This window comes from Curtobacterium sp. ME12 (assembly GCF_903970855.1).
GTDB classification, from domain to species: domain Bacteria; phylum Actinomycetota; class Actinomycetes; order Actinomycetales; family Microbacteriaceae; genus Curtobacterium; species Curtobacterium poinsettiae_A.
This window is the reverse complement of record NZ_CAJCKD010000036.1, coordinates 1-16,401: the sequence shown is the minus strand read 5'-3', so window position 1 is coordinate 16,401 and position 16,401 is coordinate 1. Positions and strand designations below refer to the sequence as shown.

Sequence of the window (16,401 nt, the reverse complement as noted above, 5' to 3'; positions counted from 1 at the left end):
GAACGACCATGGCCACCGTCGCAGCGCGCCCCCGCACCTACGAAGTCCGCACCTACGGGTGCCAGATGAACGTGCACGACTCCGAGCGGTTGAGCGGGTCGCTGCAGGCCGCCGGCTACACCGCGGCGGACGGCGGACAGGCAGACGTCGTGGTCATCAACACCTGTGCGGTGCGCGAGAACGCGGACAACCGTCTCTACGGCAACCTCGGGCAGCTCGCTGGGATCAAGCGCGAGCACCCCGGCATGCAGATCGCCGTCGGCGGGTGCCTGGCGCAGAAGGACAAGAACGTCATCCTCGAGAAGGCGCCGTGGGTCGACGTCGTCTTCGGCACGCACAACATGGGGTCGCTGCCGACCCTGCTCGAGCGGGCGCGGCACAACGACGAGGCGCAGATCGAGATCCTCGAGGCACTCGACGTCTTCCCGTCGACGCTGCCGACCAAGCGCGACTCGACGCACAGCGGCTGGGTCTCGATCTCGGTCGGCTGCAACAACACCTGCACGTTCTGCATCGTCCCCTCGCTCCGCGGCAAGGAGAAGGACCGCCGTCCCGGTGACGTCCTGGCCGAGATCCAGGCGCTCGTCGACGACGGCGCGATCGAGGTCACGCTGCTCGGGCAGAACGTGAACTCCTACGGGGTCGAGTTCGGCGACCGACAGGCGTTCGGCAAGCTGCTGCGGGCCACCGGTGCCATCGAGGGGCTCGAGCGCGTCCGCTTCACGAGTCCGCACCCGGCGGCGTTCACCGACGACGTCATCGATGCGATGGCCGAGACCCCGAACGTGATGCCCCAGCTCCACATGCCGCTGCAGTCGGGTTCCGACCGGGTCCTCAAGGCCATGCGCCGGAGCTACCGCAGCGAGCGGTTCCTCGGCATCCTCGACCGCGTCCGCGCGAAGATCCCGCACGCGGCGATCTCCACCGACATCATCGTCGGGTTCCCCGGCGAGACCGACGCCGACTTCGAGGACACCCTGCGCGTCGTCGAGCAGGCACGATTCGCCTCGGCGTTCACGTTCCAGTACTCCATCCGCCCGGGCACCCCCGCGGCGACGATGGACGACCAGCTGCCGAAGCAGGTCGTGCAGCAGCGCTACGAGCGACTCGTCGCCCTGCAGGAACGCATCACCGCGGAAGAGAACGCGCTGCAGGTCGGCCGGAGCGTCGAGGTACTCGTCGCCTCCGGTGAGGGCCGCAAGGACGACGCCACCCGCCGGCTCTCCGGTCGCGCAGAGGACTCCCGGCTCGTGCACTTCACCGTTCCCGCCGGGTCCGAGGTCCCGCGCCCCGGCGACGTGGTCACGGTCGACATCACCCGTGCCGCACCGCACTTCCTGCTCGCGGACGACGACGCTCCGCTGCGCATCCGTCGCACCCGGGCCGGTGACGCCTGGGACCGGGCGCAGGCCGAGAGCTGCGGCGTGCCCGCGCCCGCTGCCGCTGCGGGCGACGGGCCCCGTCCGGTCTCGCTCGGGCTGCCCACGCTCCGTGTCGGGCGCTGAGCTCCCCGGGGCTGCGCCGACGAGCGACGCGTTGCTCGCATCCGGTGACGCCGCGGACCTGATCGCAGTCGTCGGGGCGACCGGCACCGGGAAGTCCGACCTCGGCATCGCGATCGCGGAACGGTTGCGTGCTGCGGGCCGTCGCGCGGAGATCATCAACGCGGACGCCATGCAGCTGTACCGGGGCATGGACATCGGCACCGCGAAGCTCCCGCCGGCCGAGCGGCACGGCATCCCGCACCACCAGCTCGACGTGCTCGACGTCACCGACGAGGCGAGTGTCGCCGCTTACCAGGTCGCCGCCCGCGCCGACGTCGACCGGATCCAAGCCGACGGTGGCGTGGCCGTCCTCGTCGGCGGCAGCGGCCTGTACGTCTCCGCGGTGCTGTTCGACCTCGCGTTCCCGGGCACCGATCCCGCGCTCCGCGCGCAGCTCGAGCGCGAGCACGAGGAGCTCGGCCCGGGCATCCTGCTCGAGCGACTCCGCGCCCTCGACCCGGCGGCCGCCGCAACGATCGACGCGCGCAACCCACGGCGGTTGATCCGTGCACTCGAGATCGCGAGCCGATCCGAGGTCGTGACCCCGAGCCTCCCGGCCGCGCCCAGCGCCTGGCGACCGTCCCTGATCCTGCACCTGCGGCGTGACCGCGAGCAGCTCGTGTCGGCGCTGCACGAGCGGGCCGCGCGGATGTTCGAGGCCGGACTCGTCGACGAGGTCGCGGCCCTCCGCGAGCAGGGACTCGAGCAGGGCAAGACCGCGCGGGGCGCCATCGGGTACTCGCAGGCGCTCGAGGTGCTCGCCGGCACGGCGACCCGCGAACAGGCGGTCGAGGCGACCGGCATCGCGACCCGGAAGTACGCCCGGCGGCAGGTGTCGTGGTTCCGCCGGTACGCCGATGCCGAGACGCTCGACGTCACGGGGGCGGACCGCGGTGACCTGTCGGAACTGGCCCGTAGGATCGTGCCGTGACCGAGCTGCACTTCACCAAGGGCCAGGGGACCGGCAACGACTTCGTCCTGTTCGCCGACCCCGACGCCACCGTCGACCTGACCCCCGAGCGGATCCGGGCCATCGCGGACCGGCGCTTCGGCGTGGGCGGCGACGGCGTGATCCGCGCCGTGCGGTCCGAGGCGATCCCCGAGGGGCGTGCGCTCGTCGCCGTCGAGCCCGAGGCGACGTGGTTCATGGACTACCACAACGCCGACGGCACGGTCGCGGAGATGTGCGGCAACGGCATCCGCGTGTTCGCTAGGTACCTGACCGAGTCGGGCCTGGTCGAGCTCGCTCCTGGCGAGACGCTCACCGTCGGCAGCCGCAAGGGGCTGGTCGACATCCAGCGCACCACGAACGGGTTCGCCGCCGACCTCGGCCGCTGGGGTCTGGGCATCGAGGGCGGTGGCTCCGACGACGTGCTCGTGCGGGCCAAGAACCTCGACGGGGCGCGGCCCGGCATCGGCATCGACGTGGGCAACCCGCACGTGGTCGTCGCCGTCGAGACCGAGGACGAACTGGCCGACCTCGACCTGACCTTCCTGCCGGTGCTCGATCCGGCACCGGAGCACGGCGCGAACGTCGAGTTCGTGCTGCCCGGCGATCCGCTCATCAAGGACGGCGTCGGTGAGATCACGATGCGGGTGCACGAGCGGGGGAGCGGGGAGACGCTCTCGTGCGGCACGGGGGCAGTCGCGGCCGCCCTCGCCACGCGCTACTGGGTCGGCGCGGGCGCGCCGGACACCTGGCGCGTGCGGGTGCCGGGCGGGCTGCTGACGGTGCGGATGACGGCGACCGAGGACGGCGAGCACGTGTCGCTGTCCGGTCCCGCCGAGCTGGTGTTCTCAGGCGACCTGACGGTCTGACGCGGGGTGGTCGCGGAGCGGCTGCGCGCGGTCGCTCGCTCCGCGGTGCTTCGTGAGCAGGAATGGTCGGGTGCGCCCCGGCGACCCGACCATTCCTGCTCACGAAGTGCACGCACACGAAGTGCACGCACACGAAGTGCACGCACACGAGGTGCACGCTCACGAAGTGCGGACGCGCCCTATGCGCTGCGGCGCACCCGGATGACTCGGAACCCCTTCGCCGTCGACTCCCGGGTGACCGCGAACTCCGAGCCGAGCGACCCGACGAGCCACTTCTGCAGCGAGTCACCCCCGAGGTCCTTCGACACGACGAGCCAGGCGTCGCCCCCGACCTCGAGCCGGGGCAGCCACGTCAGCAGGATCTGGTGCAGCTCGTCCTTGCCGACACGGATCGGCGGGTTCGACCAGATCGTGCGGAAGCGCAGGTCAGCCGGCACGTCGTCGGGCAGGGCGATCGTGACGTTCGACGCCCCCGCAGCAGCCGCGTTGGCGCGCGCGAGCCCGAGCACCCGCTCGTTGACGTCGACGCCCCACACGTGGGCGTCGGGGGACTGCAGGGCCATCGTGATCGCGATCGGCCCCCAGCCGCAGCCGATGTCGAGCAGTGCTCCGTCGGCAGCGGGTGCCGGCACCGAGCCGAGCAGGACCTTCGTGCCGCGGTCGATCCCGTCGGGGCTGAAGACGCCCGCCGCGGTCGACAGGGTGAGGGGCTGACCGGCGAGCGTGACGTGCACCTGGCGCTGGCGGACCTCCGACGACGGAGTGGCCGAGAAGTAGTGGTCGTTCGCCATGGATGAACCGTACCGGCAACCGAGTGTGTCGGAGGGCCTCCAGAGGTAGCCTGTGCACAGGATGACGGATACCCATCAGCAGAACCACCAGACCAACGACGACAGCGCAGACGGTGTCGTCGAGAGGGTGTTGCGCAACGCAGACCACCGCGCAGCATCGTCCATCTTCGCACCCGCCCAGGCCATCCAGACGCAGTCGGTCGACGACCGCAGCTGGACCGGCGACGGCGACCAGTACGACCGTGAGGACCGTGCGGCGCTGCGCCGTGTCGCCGGCCTCTCCACCGAACTCGAGGACGTCACCGAGGTCGAGTACCGCCAGCTGCGGCTCGAGCAGGTCGTCCTGATCGGCGTGTACCCCCAGGGCGACGCCTCGGACGCCGAGAACTCCCTCCGCGAGCTCGCGGCACTCGCCGAGACCGCGGGCGCCGTGGTGCTCGACGGGCTCCTCCAGCGTCGGCCGAACCCGGACCCGGCAACCTACCTGGGCAAGGGCAAAGCCCAGGAGCTCGCGATGGTCGTCAAGGCCACCGGTGCCGACACGGTCATCGCCGACACCGAACTCGCACCCTCGCAGCGTCGCGCGCTCGAGGACGTCGTGAAGGTGAAGGTCATCGACCGCACGGCCGTGATCCTCGACATCTTCAGCCAGCACGCGAAGACCCGCGAGGGGAAGGCGCAGGTCGAACTCGCTCAGCTGCAGTACCTGCTGCCTCGACTGCGCGGTTGGGGTGACTCGATGTCCCGGCAGGCCGGTGGCCAGGTCTCCGGAGGCGCTGGTATGGGCTCTCGTGGCCCCGGTGAGACGAAGATGGAGCTCGACCGCCGCAAGATCCACACGCGGATGGCGAAGCTCCGCCGGCAGATCGCCGGGTTCACCCCGGCCCGTGAGGCCAAGCGCGCCGAGCGCAACCGCAACGAGGTGCCGAGCGTCGCGATCGCGGGCTACACCAACGCCGGCAAGTCGTCGCTGTTGAACCGGCTCACGAGCGCGGGTGTGCTCGTGCAGAACCAGCTGTTCGCGACGCTGGACGCCACGGTCCGTCGGACCGAGAGCGCCAAGGGCCGGGAGTTCACGTTCGTCGACACGGTCGGCTTCGTCCGCAACCTGCCGCACCAACTCGTCGAGGCCTTCCGCTCCACCCTCGAAGAGGTCGGCGACGCCGACGTCATCGTGCACGTGGTCGACGGCTCGCACCCCGACCCCGGGGCGCAGCTGTCCACCGTGCGCGAGGTCATCGGCGACGTCGGTGCGGGTGACATCCCGGAGATCGTCGTCTTCAACAAGGCCGACCTGATCGACGACGCGCAGCGCCTGGTGCTCATCGGGCTCGTGCCGGACGCGGTGTTCGTGTCGGCGCGCACGGGCGAGGGCATCCCGGAGCTCCTCGGCGTCATCGAGGACCGCCTGCCGGAGCCCGACGCCGACCTGACGATCGTGGTGCCGTACGACCGCGGCGACCTGGTGTCGTCGCTCCACGACACCGGTTCGGTCGAGTCCGTCGACTACGTCGAGGACGGCACGCGCCTGCGAGTGCGCGTCTTCCAGCGGCAGGTCGCCGAACTCGAGCCCTACGTGGTCACGCCGGTCCCGACCGTCTGAGGGTCGCCTCCGGCGGGCGCTGCTGCGCGGCCTGGAGGCCCGTCACCGGCCCGCCGACGTCGTCACGTCGCCGGGACGCTCCGGAACACACGGAACGCCGCCGGATCCCGGCGGCGTTCCGTCGTGCAGGTCAGAGGGAGCGGAGGACGGCGACGACCTTGCCGAGCACCGAGGCCGCGTCGCCGAGGATCGGCTCGAAGGCGGAGTTGCGCGGCAGCAGCCACGTGTGACCGTCGCGCTGACGGAAGACCTTGACCGTCGCCTCCTCGTCGAGCATGGCCGCGACGATGTCTCCGTTCTCGGCGGTCTGCTGCGATCGGACGACGACCCAGTCGCCGTCGCAGATCGCGGCGTCGATCATCGACTCACCGACGACCTTGAGCATGAAGAGCTCGCCGGTGCCGACGAGCTGGCGGGGGAGCGGGATGATCTCGTCGACGTGCTGCTCGGCGGTGATCGGCACACCGGCGGCGATCCGGCCGACGAGCGGCACGAGCGTGGTGGCGTCGATGTCCGGGCCGCCGACGTCGGACGCCGGCTCGTCCACCAGCACCTCGAGTGCACGGGGGCGGTTCGGGTCGCGGCGGATCCAGCCCCCGAGCTCGAGCTGGCCGAGCTGGTGGGAGACGCTGGAGAGCGAGGAGAGCCCGGCGGCGTCGCCGATCTCGCGCATGCTCGGCGGGTAGCCCCGTGAGGCGATCGACGCACGGATCGCGTCGAGGATCGCCTGCTGCTTCGGCGTCAGCGGCTTCTGGCCCCGCAGTTCGTCCACCACGTCGTCTCGCTTTCGTCGGTGCCGGTCCGGCCGCGGCGGGAATGTCGGTGGTCCCCGTCAGGCTTGTCCCAGTCGATCGAAACAGTATCCGACCAGCCATGGCCGGACAAACACCTGTTCGAGCGTGTCGCAAGAAAACCCCGCAGAAATCCTCTCCCAGGACTTGTGCGTCGTCTGATTCGAAACTATGTTCGGTACACGACTTCGGTTCCACCGAACGGGAAGGCAACAACGACATGAGCACCATCGCCATCGCTGACATCCAGCGCACCGCGGCGCCCGCCGTGCGTACCCGCCTGCGTCTGACGCGTCGCGGCCGCATCGTCTTCACGACGCTCGCCGCGCTCCCGCTCCTCATCGTCGTCGCCCTCGGCGTGCTGAACGGTGGGCAGGCTTCCGCCGGTGACGCCACCGCCGGCGGCGCCCGCACCCAGTTCGAGACCGTGACGATCCAGCCGGGCGAGACGCTCTGGCAGCTCGCCGAGCAGACGGCGCCGAACTCGGACCCGCGCGACTTCGTGCAGGACGTCGTGAGCCTCAACGCCCTCGACGGCTCCGCGCTGCAGGCCGGCGAAGAGATCGCCATCCCCACCAAGTACACCGACGGCGAGTAGCCACTCGGGCAGCGCCGTCCGGACGGCTGGTCGTCGCACGGTGGCTGCGGCCTACGATGGATCGGTGGCATTCACGCTCGAAGACCTCCCGATCCGAGACGACCTGCGCGGGCAGAGCCCGTACGGCGCTCCGCAGAAGCACGTCCGCGTGCAGCTCAACGTCAACGAGAACACGCATCCCGTTCCGGACGACGTCGCTGCCGACATCGTCGAGTCGATCCGGCAGGCCCTGCTGACGGTCAACCGGTACCCGGACCGCGAGTTCACCGAGCTCCGGCAGTCCCTCGCGGACTACCTCGGGCACGACCTGACCGCCGATCAGCTCTGGGCGGCCAACGGGTCGAACGAGGTGTTGCAGCAGCTCCTCCAGGCGTTCGGTGGGCCCGGTCGCTCGGTGCTCGGGTTCCCGCCCACGTACTCCATGCACTCGATCCTCGCGTCGGGTACCGGCACCACGTGGATCCCGGCCCAGCGGGACGACGCGTTCCGCATCTCGCCCGAGACCGTCGTCGCGGCCATCCGCGAGCACCAGCCGGACATCGTGTTCCTGTGCGGGCCGAACAACCCGACGGGCACCCCGCTCGAGATCGAGACCATCGCGGCCGCCTACGACGCCACCGACGGGATCGTGATGGTGGACGAGGCCTACGCCGAGTTCATGCCGTCCGATGCCCCGAGCGCCCTCACGCTGCTGCCCGGTCGTGAGCGCCTCGTGGTCTCCCGCACGATGAGCAAGGCGTTCGCGTTCGCGGGCGCCCGGGTCGGGTACATGGCCGCGCACCCCGCCGTCGTCGACGCGGTCCGGCTGGTCCGGCTGCCGTACCACCTGTCTGCGCTCACCCAGGCGGCGGCGATCGCGGCACTCCGGCACGCCCCCGAGATGCTGGCGATGGTGGACGACATCAAGGGGCAGCGCGACCGCATGGTCACCGAGCTCCAGGCCATGGGGTACCGCACCTACGAGACCTGGTCGAACTTCGTCCTGTTCGGTGGTGTCGCCGACCCGCACGCCGCGTTCGAGGCGCTGCTCGAGCGCGACGTCATCGTGCGCGACCTCGGCATCCCGAACCACCTGCGGGTGAGTGCGGGGACCGAGGCCGAGACGACCGCGTTCCTCGACGCCATGCGGCAGGTCGCCGCCGAGCAGCCGCCGGTTAGGGTTGAGGCATGACCGCCCGCACCGCCTCGATCAGCCGTTCGACGAGCGAATCGAGTGTCGAACTCGAGCTCGACCTGGACGGCACCGGGACCTCGTCGATCTCGACCTCCGTCCCGTTCTTCGACCACATGCTGACCGCGTTCAGCAAGCACTCCCTGATCGACCTCCGGGTGCGCTCCACGGGCGACACCGACATCGACGTGCACCACACGGTCGAGGACACCGGCATCGTGCTCGGGCAGGCGATCAAGCAGGCCCTCGGGGACCGCTCCGGCATCGGCCGGTACGGCGACGCCCTGGTCCCGCTCGACGAGGCGCTGGCCCAGGCCGTCGTCGACGTCTCCGGGCGTCCGTTCCTCGTGCACTCCGGCGAGCCCGCGGGCTTCGAGTTCCACCGGATCGGTGGCCACTTCACCGGCTCGATGGTCCGCCACGTGTTCGAGGCGATCACGTTCAACGCAGGCATCACCGTCCACGTCCGCGTGCTCGAGGGCCGCGACCCCCACCACATCGCCGAAGCCGAGTTCAAGGCGTTCGCCCGGGCCGTGCGCAAGGCGGTCGAACCGGACCCGCGCGTCGACGGCATCCCCTCCACGAAGGGCGCCCTGTGACCGCCGCCAAGCCGAACGTCGTCGTCCTCGACTACGGATCGGGCAACGTCCACTCCGCCGCCAAGGCGCTCGAGCGCGCCGGGGCTGACGTCACCCTGACCTCGGACAAGCAGGCGGCGCTCAAGGCGGACGGCCTGCTCGTCCCCGGTGTCGGGGCGTTCGCCGCCGTGATCGACCAGCTCGAGGGCGTGCAGGGCGGCGAGATCGTCGACCACCGCCTGGCCGGCGGGCGACCCGTGCTCGGCATCTGCGTCGGCATGCAGGTCCTGTTCTCGCGGGGCATCGAGCGTGGTGCCGACGTCGAAGGGCTCGGCCAGTGGCCCGGCACCGTGCAGGAGATCCAGGCCGAGGTGCTGCCGCACATGGGTTGGAACACCGTGCAGGCCCCCGAGGACTCCGTGCTGTTCGACGGGCTGCACGACGAGCGCTTCTACTTCGTGCACTCCTACGGCGTGACCGACTTCCCGCTCGAGGCGTACGGGCCGTTCCGTGCGCCCCGTCTGACCTGGGCCGAGCACGGACAGAAGTTCATCGCCGCGGTCGAGAACGGGCCGCTCACCGCCACGCAGTTCCACCCCGAGAAGTCGGGCGAGCCGGGCATCCGTCTGCTCGCCAACTGGGTGCGTTCGCTCTGAACCCGGCCGGTGCCGGGCGCGACGGCCGTGCCGGACGCGCACCGGGCCTCCCGGCCGTCCGCAGCCCCTCCTCCACCGCAACGAAACCGACAGGACCATGACCGACCTCACCGACACCCCGCCCCTCGTCCTGCTGCCGGCTGTCGACGTCGTCGACGGACAGGCCGTGCGACTCACCCAGGGCGAGGCGGGGAGCGAGACCGGCTACGGCGACCCCGTCGCCGCTGCCCGGACCTGGCGTGACCAGGGTGCCGAGTGGATCCACCTCGTCGACCTGGACGCAGCCTTCGGCCGTGGCGACAACCGCCGGGTCATCGCGCACGCCGTCCGCGAGGTCGAGGGCGTCTCCGTCGAGCTGTCCGGCGGCATCCGCGACGACGCATCGCTCGAAGCGGCACTGGCGACCGGGGCGGCGCGCGTGAACCTCGGCACCGCGGCGCTCGAGAACCCCGACTGGGCCGCGCGTGTGATCGGTGAGTACGGCGAGCAGATCGCCGTCGGGCTGGACGTCCGCGGGACCACGCTGTCGAGCCGCGGCTGGACCGAGGACGCCGGTGACCTGTGGGAGGTGCTCGACCGGCTGGAAGCCGCCGGGTGCGCCCGCTACGTGGTGACCGACGTCACGAAGGACGGCACGCTGCAGGGGCCGAACGTCGAGCTGCTCCGCCAGGTGTGCGACCGGACCGACCAGCCCGTGGTGGCCTCGGGCGGGATCTCGACGCTCGACGACCTCCGTGCGCTCCGCGAACTCGTGCCGTACGGGCTCGAGGGCGCGATCATCGGCAAGGCGCTGTACTCCGGGGCGTTCACGCTGCCGGCCGCACTCGACATCGCCTCGGAGTAACGCCGTGGCGGGCATCTCGAACGGCCGCGGCACCGGGCCGGACGCCGACGACGCGCACACTCCCGGTGGGGCGGCGGACTCGGCGGGCTTCTCGTGGGAAGGTCGCACGTTCGACCACCACGACACCGCGTTCGCCGATGACGACGGACTCGCCGACCCCGCGGTGGTCGCAGCGATCGGCTCGCTCGTCGGCGGTGCGTCCCAGGCGACGATCGTCGAGTCCCTCCGCACCGCGCGCCTGCTCATCCCGCTCATCGCCGAGGCCGGTGACGTGGGGGAGACCGACGAGGGCAAGCTCGTCGACAAGACCCAGGAACTCTCGATCGTGACGGTCGCTGGTCCGGACGGTCGCAGCGTGATGCCGGCGTTCACCTCGGTCGACGCCATGCACGCGTGGGACCCGGATGCGCGCCCGGTGCCGGTGGAGTCCCGCCGTGTGGCGATGGCCGCGGCGAGCGAGGACACCCAGCTCGTCGTGCTCGACCCGAAGTCGCCCACCGAGTTCGTGCTGCGTCGTCCGGCGGTGTGGGCGCTCGGGCAGGACCTGCCGTGGACCCCGTGCTTCGAGGACCCCGAGGTGGCCCGCGCCTTCGCCGCCTCGGTCGAGGGGGAGCCCAGCGTCGCCCGCGTCGAACTCGCTCCGGGCGACCCGGTCGGCCGGTTCGCCGGGCCGGAGCTGACGGTGGGCCTGGCGTTGCACCCGGGGCTCGACCGCGAGCAGGTCGGCGAGCTCGTCGGCCGGCTGCAGCAGCGGTGGTCGACCGACCCCGTGATCGCCGAGCGGGTCGACAGCATGCGCGTCGCCCTGCGCGCTGCCTGACGAGCAGCAGCAACGCCGCAGCAGCGGCAGCGGCCAGACCGTCACCCAGCAGCGCGCCCGCGCGGCGGTGCGACCCGGTCCAGCCCGAGGTCGCCGGTACGATGACGGGGTGAGCCCGAACCCGACGACCAACCCCACCGGCGCGACCACCCACGGTCCGACGGGGCGTCCCGTCCGGGACTTCCCCGTGCCCGAGGAGCTCGACAGCACCGGACCCGCCCGCATCATCGCGCTCTGCAACCAGAAGGGCGGCGTCGGCAAGACCACGACCGCCATCAACCTGGGCGCGGCGCTCGCGGAGTACGGCCGCAAGGTCCTCGCCGTCGACTTCGACCCGCAGGGTGCGCTGTCCGCGGGCCTCGGTGTCCGGACGCACGACATCCACACCGTCTACGACCTGCTGATGGGTGCCGTGAAGGACCCGAACCAGGTCATCCAGCCGACGAACACCCCCGGCCTCGACGTCATCCCGGCGAACATCGACCTGTCCGCGGCCGAGGTGCACCTGGTCAACGAGGTCGCCCGTGAGCAGATCCTGGCGAGCGTGCTGCGCAAGGTCGCGAACGACTACGACGTGATCCTGGTCGACTGCCAGCCGTCGCTCGGCCTGCTGACCGTGAACGCCCTGACCGCGGCGCACGGCGTCCTCATCCCGCTCGAGTGCGAGTTCTTCGCGCTGCGCGGTGTCGCCCTGCTCATCGAGACGATCGACAAGGTGCGCGACCGCCTCAACCCGGCGCTCAAGCTCGACGGCATCCTGGCGACCATGTACGACTCGCGCACGCTGCACTCCCGCGAGGTCATGGAGCGGGTCGTCGACACCTTCGACGACCGCGTGCTCGACACCGTCATCGGCCGCACCGTGAAGTTCCCGGACGCCACGGTGTCCGCTCGCCCGATCACGCAGACCGCGCCGGACCACCCTGCCGCCCACGCCTACCGGCAGCTCGCACGAGAGCTCGTCCAGCGTGGCGCCGTCGCCTGACGCGGGGTTCCGGGTCCGGCTCGCCAACTTCGACGGACCGTTCGACCTCCTGCTGTCGCTCATCACGAAGCACGAGCTCGACATCACCGAGGTGTCGCTCGGTGCCGTGACGGGGGAGTTCATCCAGTACGTCCGGCAGGCGGAGTCCGCCGACGAACTCGACGAGGCCAGCGAGTTCCTGGTCGTCGCGGCGACCCTGCTCGACCTGAAGATCGTCGGGCTGCTGCCCCAGGGTGAGCTCGTGGACGCCGAGGACGTGGCCCTGCTCGAGGCCCGGGACCTGCTGTTCGCCCGACTCCTGCAGTACCGGGCGTTCAAGCAGGCCGCCGACTGGTTCGGGGAGCGCTGGGGCGTCGAGTCGCGCCGGCACGGCCGCAGCGTCCGGCTCGAGGAGCGGTTCCGCGCGCGGACGCCGGAGCTCGTCTGGACCCTGTCGGTGCAGGACTTCGCCGCACTGGCCGCGCTGGCCTTCGCCCCACGGGAGATCCCGACCGTCGGCCTCGACCACCTGCACGCCCCGCTCATCAGCATCCGGGAGCAGGCCGCGATCGTCGTCTCGATCCTCCGCACCCGCGACGGTGCAGGGGTCTCGTTCCGCGAACTGGTCGCGGGCGTCGACCAGACGGGTATCGTGGTGGCTCGCTTCCTCGCGATCCTCGAGCTGTACCGGAACGCGTCGATCTCGTTCGAGCAGCTCGAGCCGCTCGGGGAGCTGACACTGCGGTGGACCGCCGAGGACTGGTCCGACGAGAGCCTCGCGAACCTGGGAGCCGACTATGACGGATGACGCGCACGACACGTCCAGCGCCGAACCCGGCGGCGCCGACGAGATGGCCGACGCCCGCGCCATCGAGCGCGAGATCCACGAACGTTCCGCGTCGCAGGCCCACCCCGCGATCCCCATCGACCGTCAGCTCGAGGCGATCCTGATGATCGCCGACCAGCCGCAGTCACTCGTCGACCTCGGCGCTGCCGTCGGGTCGCCCGTCCCCGCCGTCCGCCAGGCGATCGAACGCCTGGTCGCGGACTTCGACGGCGTCGACGGCACGATCCGCCGCGGCTTCGAACTGCGCGAGGTCGGCGGCGGCTGGCGCTTCTACGTCCGCGCCGACCTGGACCCCGTGGTCGAGCAGTTCGTCGAGGCCGAGCGCCCCTCGCGGCTGTCGCAGGCCGCGCTCGAGACCCTGGCGGTCGTCGCCTACAAGCAGCCGATCACCCGCTCGCAGATCGCTGCGATCCGCGCCGTCAACGTCGACGGCGTCGTCCGGACCCTGGTGGCACGCGGCCTCATCGAGGAGTCGTTCACCGACGCCGAGACCGGCGCCATCAACTACGTCACGTCCGACCTGCTCCTGCAGCAGCTCGGCATCAACTCGCTCGACGAGCTGCCGCTCATCTCGCCCCTCCTGGACGACGGTGCGGACGGCTTCGAGCAGAACGAAGGGATCCCCGATGGCAGGGTTTGACGACCGGGGGCGCGGCGCGCCCCGAGACCGAGACGACCGCAACGGACGCTCGGGAGGCCCGGATCGCTCCGGCCGCCCGGCCGGCGGACGCGGCGGGGCCGGTTCCAGTGCCGGTGGCCGCTCCGGCGGGTACGGTCGCGACGACCGCGGGGGCGCACGCCCGCCGCGTGACGACGACCGTCGTGGCGGGTACCCGTCGCGCGACGACCGCGGCGGCGACCGTGGCGGGTACCGCGGGGCTTCGGCTCCGCGTGACGACCGTGGTGGCTACCGAGGCCGGGACGACCGTGCCGGTGGTGGCGACCGCGGTGGGTACCGCGGGAGCTCCGCTCCCCGTGACGACCGTGGTGGGTACCGCGGCCGCGACGACCGTGGTGGATCCGCTCCGCGCGACGACCGTGGTGGGTACCGCGGCCGGGACGACCGTGCCGGTGGTGGCGACCGCGGCGGCTACCGCGAGAGCTCCGCTCCGCGTGACGACCGCGGCGGGTACCGGGGGAGCTCCGCTCCGCGTGACGACCGCGGCGGGTACCGGGGTCGTGACGACCGCGGGAACTCCGCTCCGCGTGACGACCGTGGCGGCTACCGGGGTCGTGACGACCGCGGGAGCTCCGCACCGCGCGACGACCGCGGTGGGTACCGCGGCCGTGACGACCGTGGGGCTTCGGCTCCGCGCGACGACCGTGGCGGCTACCGGGGTCGCGATGACCGATCCGGTGGCGGCGACCGTGGTGGCTACCGAGGCAACTCCGCTCCGCGCGACGACCGCGGTGGGTACCGGGGCCGTGACGACCGTGGTGCTTCGGCGCCGCGCGATGACCGTGGTGGCTACCGGGGTCGCGACGACCGCGGCGGCTCCGCTCCCCGCGGCGACCGGCGCGACGACCGCGGCCGTGACGACCGCCGCAGCCCCGACGGCCAGCAGAGCCGCGTCTGGCACAACGGCCGCCGCTACGTCGGCGGCACCACGAGCGTCCGCAACAGCGACCGCACCACGCCGAAGCCGAGCGGGCAGCGCGACGACCGGGGCAACCCGGCCGAGGGCACGCCCGAACGGCCGATCATCGAGGACTGGGACGCGGCGGACGGAACGGCGCCTACCGGGGCCGAGCCGGGCCTCCAGGCAGAGGGCGAGCGCCTGCAGAAGGTGATCGCCGCTGCCGGCGTGGCATCCCGCCGGGTCGCGGAGAACCTGATCGTCGAGGGCCGTGTGACGGTCAACGGCGAGGTCGTGGACGCCCTCGGGCGTCGCGTCGACCCCGAGAAGGACGCGATCAGCGTCGACGGCGTGCCCGTGCAGATCGACTCGTCGCGGCGCTACATCGTGCTGAACAAGCCGACCGGCGTCGTCTCGAGCCTGCAGGACGAGCGTGGTCGCCGCGACCTGACCGAGTTCGTGGACCGCTACGAGGAGCGCCTGTTCAACGTCGGCCGTCTCGACGCCGAGACCTCCGGGCTGCTCGTCCTGACGAACGACGGCGACCTGGCACACGTGCTGGCGCACCCGTCGTTCGGCGTGCAGAAGACCTACATCGCGAAGGTCCACGGCAACGTGAACCCCGCCGTGGTGCAGCGCCTGACCGAGGGCGTCGAGCTCGAGGACGGCCCGATCAAGGCCGACAAGGTGCGGTTGCTCGAGTCCTCGCGGGGTGAGTCGCTCGTCGAGATCACGCTGCACTCCGGCCGCAACCGCATCGTCCGTCGCATGCTCGAGGCGGTCGACCACCCGGTCCTCGAACTCGTCCGCCGGTCGTTCGGACCGCTGCACCTGGGCAGCCTGCCGCCGGGCAAGATGCGCGAGCTCGGCACGGTCGAGGTCGGCAAGCTGCTCAGCACCGTCCGTGACGCGAAGCCGTCCGCTCGTGACGACCGCGACGTCGCGCTCGACCAGGACGACGACGAGTACGAGGACGAGTCGGCGGACTGACCGACCCCGAGGCTCGGGCATCGACCGATGCCCGAGCCTCGATCGGTAGGCTTGCCCGGTGACCGACGTGACCCCGACCGACATCGACCGCCGTCTGCGCGGCCCGGTCCGGGTCGTCGGTGCCGGCCTGCTCGGCGCCTCGATCGGCCTGGCCCTGCGCGAGAAGGGTGTGGACGTCGTCCTCGACGACGTCTCGCCAGCCACACTGGCGCTCGCGGTGGACTACGGCGCCGGGCGTCGACCGGCTGCCGGCGACCAGCCGGAGCTCGTCGTCGTCGCGGTGCCGCCGGACGTCGTCGCGACGGTGGTCGAGCGCGAGCTCGCCGCCCACCCGGACGCCGTGGTGACGGACGTCGCCAGCGTGAAGTCCGGGCCGCTCGCCGCCCTGGTGGCGGCCGGGGCCGACGTCTCCCGCTACATCGGGTCGCACCCGATGGCCGGACGCGAGCGCAGCGGTCCGACCGCCGCACGCGCCGACCTGTTCGTCGGTCGCCCCTGGGTGATCGCCGGCCACGACGGCATCACGTACCAGCGTGCCGCGGTGGTCGAGGACCTCGCGCTCGACGTCGGCGCGACCGTCGTGCCGATGGACCCCGAGTCGCACGACCTCGCCGTGGCCTACGTCTCGCACGCGCCGCAGCTCGTGTCGACCCTCATGGCCTCGCGCCTGCGGGACGCCCCCGACGGGTCGCTCGGCCTGGCCGGTGGCGGCGTGCGCGACGTCACCCGGATCGCGGCGAGCGACCCCGGGCTCTGGGTGCAGATCATCGGGGCGAACGCCGGGCACATCCGGCCGGTGCTCACCGACC

At 71.7% G+C, this 16,401-nt stretch carries 17 protein-coding genes; 15 read left to right on the top strand and 2 right to left on the bottom strand.

The window, feature by feature from the left end; translation table 11 throughout:
- The first annotated feature begins 8 nt into the window (after positions 1 to 8).
- From miaB to dapF, 3 genes are read left to right on the top strand one after another with little or no spacing between them, the layout of a single operon-like run.
- On the top strand, positions 9 to 1,505 hold the full coding sequence (miaB, locus tag H7A73_RS14950; RefSeq protein ID WP_182066687.1) for a tRNA (N6-isopentenyl adenosine(37)-C2)-methylthiotransferase MiaB: 1,497 nt from the start codon (positions 9 to 11) through the stop codon (positions 1,503 to 1,505).
- A gap of 31 nt (positions 1,506 to 1,536) precedes the next feature.
- A complete protein-coding gene (gene miaA, locus H7A73_RS14945; RefSeq protein WP_247737541.1) occupies positions 1,537 to 2,475 on the top strand; it encodes a tRNA (adenosine(37)-N6)-dimethylallyltransferase MiaA in 939 nt (312 codons plus the stop codon).
- On the top strand, positions 2,472 to 3,362 hold the full coding sequence (gene dapF, locus H7A73_RS14940) for a diaminopimelate epimerase (protein ID WP_027464770.1): 891 nt from the start codon (positions 2,472 to 2,474) through the stop codon (positions 3,360 to 3,362). Before miaA ends, dapF begins: the two co-directional genes overlap by 4 nt.
- A 179-nt stretch (positions 3,363 to 3,541) precedes the next feature.
- On the opposite strand, the gene H7A73_RS14935 is transcribed toward dapF, so the two are convergent.
- Positions 3,542 to 4,153, bottom strand: a complete 612-nt coding sequence (locus H7A73_RS14935) for a class I SAM-dependent methyltransferase (protein WP_182066686.1) — start codon at positions 4,151 to 4,153, stop codon at positions 3,542 to 3,544.
- A gap of 61 nt (positions 4,154 to 4,214) precedes the next feature.
- Between H7A73_RS14935 and hflX the strand changes: the two genes are divergently transcribed.
- A complete protein-coding gene (hflX, locus tag H7A73_RS14930; RefSeq protein WP_182066685.1) occupies positions 4,215 to 5,756 on the top strand; it encodes a GTPase HflX in 1,542 nt (513 codons plus the stop codon).
- A 130-nt stretch (positions 5,757 to 5,886) separates the two neighbouring features.
- Here hflX and lexA read toward each other — a convergent pair whose 3' ends face one another.
- A complete protein-coding gene (gene lexA / locus H7A73_RS14925) occupies positions 5,887 to 6,531 on the bottom strand; it encodes a transcriptional repressor LexA (protein ID WP_182066684.1) in 645 nt (214 codons plus the stop codon).
- 236 nt (positions 6,532 to 6,767) lie between these two features.
- Here lexA and H7A73_RS14920 point away from each other — a divergent pair, with 236 nt between their 5' ends.
- The 11 genes from H7A73_RS14920 to H7A73_RS14870 form a co-directional block, all read left to right on the top strand.
- Positions 6,768 to 7,145: a LysM peptidoglycan-binding domain-containing protein gene (locus H7A73_RS14920; protein WP_027464774.1), complete on the top strand. Its 378-nt coding sequence runs from the start codon at positions 6,768 to 6,770 to the stop codon at positions 7,143 to 7,145.
- A 64-nt stretch (positions 7,146 to 7,209) separates the two neighbouring features.
- Positions 7,210 to 8,316 carry a histidinol-phosphate transaminase gene (locus tag H7A73_RS14915; protein ID WP_182066683.1) on the top strand — a complete coding sequence of 369 codons (1,107 nt, stop codon included), beginning with the start codon at positions 7,210 to 7,212 and terminating at the stop codon, positions 8,314 to 8,316.
- Complete coding sequence (gene hisB / locus H7A73_RS14910) at positions 8,313 to 8,915, top strand: imidazoleglycerol-phosphate dehydratase HisB (protein WP_182066682.1); 603 nt, start codon at positions 8,313 to 8,315, stop codon at positions 8,913 to 8,915. The genes H7A73_RS14915 and hisB overlap by 4 nt, the downstream gene beginning before the upstream one ends.
- Positions 8,912 to 9,550 carry an imidazole glycerol phosphate synthase subunit HisH gene (gene hisH / locus H7A73_RS14905; protein WP_182066681.1) on the top strand — a complete coding sequence of 213 codons (639 nt, stop codon included), beginning with the start codon at positions 8,912 to 8,914 and terminating at the stop codon, positions 9,548 to 9,550. Before hisB ends, hisH begins: the two co-directional genes overlap by 4 nt.
- A gap of 97 nt (positions 9,551 to 9,647) precedes the next feature.
- On the top strand, positions 9,648 to 10,394 hold the full coding sequence (priA, locus tag H7A73_RS14900; protein WP_017885902.1) for a bifunctional 1-(5-phosphoribosyl)-5-((5-phosphoribosylamino)methylideneamino)imidazole-4-carboxamide isomerase/phosphoribosylanthranilate isomerase PriA: 747 nt from the start codon (positions 9,648 to 9,650) through the stop codon (positions 10,392 to 10,394).
- A gap of 4 nt (positions 10,395 to 10,398) precedes the next feature.
- On the top strand, positions 10,399 to 11,214 hold the full coding sequence (locus H7A73_RS14895) for an SseB family protein (protein WP_182066680.1): 816 nt from the start codon (positions 10,399 to 10,401) through the stop codon (positions 11,212 to 11,214).
- Between the two features lie 109 nt (positions 11,215 to 11,323).
- On the top strand, positions 11,324 to 12,199 hold the full coding sequence (locus H7A73_RS14890) for a ParA family protein (protein WP_017885900.1): 876 nt from the start codon (positions 11,324 to 11,326) through the stop codon (positions 12,197 to 12,199).
- On the top strand, positions 12,183 to 12,986 hold the full coding sequence (locus H7A73_RS14885) for a segregation and condensation protein A (RefSeq protein WP_182066679.1): 804 nt from the start codon (positions 12,183 to 12,185) through the stop codon (positions 12,984 to 12,986). Before H7A73_RS14890 ends, H7A73_RS14885 begins: the two co-directional genes overlap by 17 nt.
- Positions 12,976 to 13,665 carry an SMC-Scp complex subunit ScpB gene (gene scpB / locus H7A73_RS14880; protein WP_259362926.1) on the top strand — a complete coding sequence of 230 codons (690 nt, stop codon included), beginning with the start codon at positions 12,976 to 12,978 and terminating at the stop codon, positions 13,663 to 13,665. The genes H7A73_RS14885 and scpB overlap by 11 nt, the downstream gene beginning before the upstream one ends.
- A 1,138-nt stretch (positions 13,666 to 14,803) precedes the next feature.
- Positions 14,804 to 15,592, top strand: coding sequence for a pseudouridine synthase (locus H7A73_RS18155; protein ID WP_228501111.1), 789 nt, complete (start codon positions 14,804 to 14,806; stop codon positions 15,590 to 15,592).
- A gap of 58 nt (positions 15,593 to 15,650) precedes the next feature.
- Positions 15,651 to 16,401 (top strand): prephenate dehydrogenase (locus H7A73_RS14870; protein WP_182066677.1); only part of this gene is annotated, 751 nt, incomplete at its 3' end.

Coding starts and splice junctions, on each gene's coding strand:
- miaB (WP_182066687.1), top strand. CDS start 9: ATGGCCACCGTCGCAGCGCGCCCCCGCACCTACGAAGTCCGCACCTAC.
- H7A73_RS14935 (WP_182066686.1), bottom strand. CDS start 4,153: ATGGCGAACGACCACTACTTCTCGGCCACTCCGTCGTCGGAGGTCCGC.
- hflX (WP_182066685.1), top strand. CDS start 4,215: ATGACGGATACCCATCAGCAGAACCACCAGACCAACGACGACAGCGCA.
- H7A73_RS14920 (WP_027464774.1), top strand. CDS start 6,768: ATGAGCACCATCGCCATCGCTGACATCCAGCGCACCGCGGCGCCCGCC.
- hisB (WP_182066682.1), top strand. CDS start 8,313: ATGACCGCCCGCACCGCCTCGATCAGCCGTTCGACGAGCGAATCGAGT.
- priA (WP_017885902.1), top strand. CDS start 9,648: ATGACCGACCTCACCGACACCCCGCCCCTCGTCCTGCTGCCGGCTGTC.
- scpB (WP_259362926.1), top strand. CDS start 12,976: ATGACGGATGACGCGCACGACACGTCCAGCGCCGAACCCGGCGGCGCC.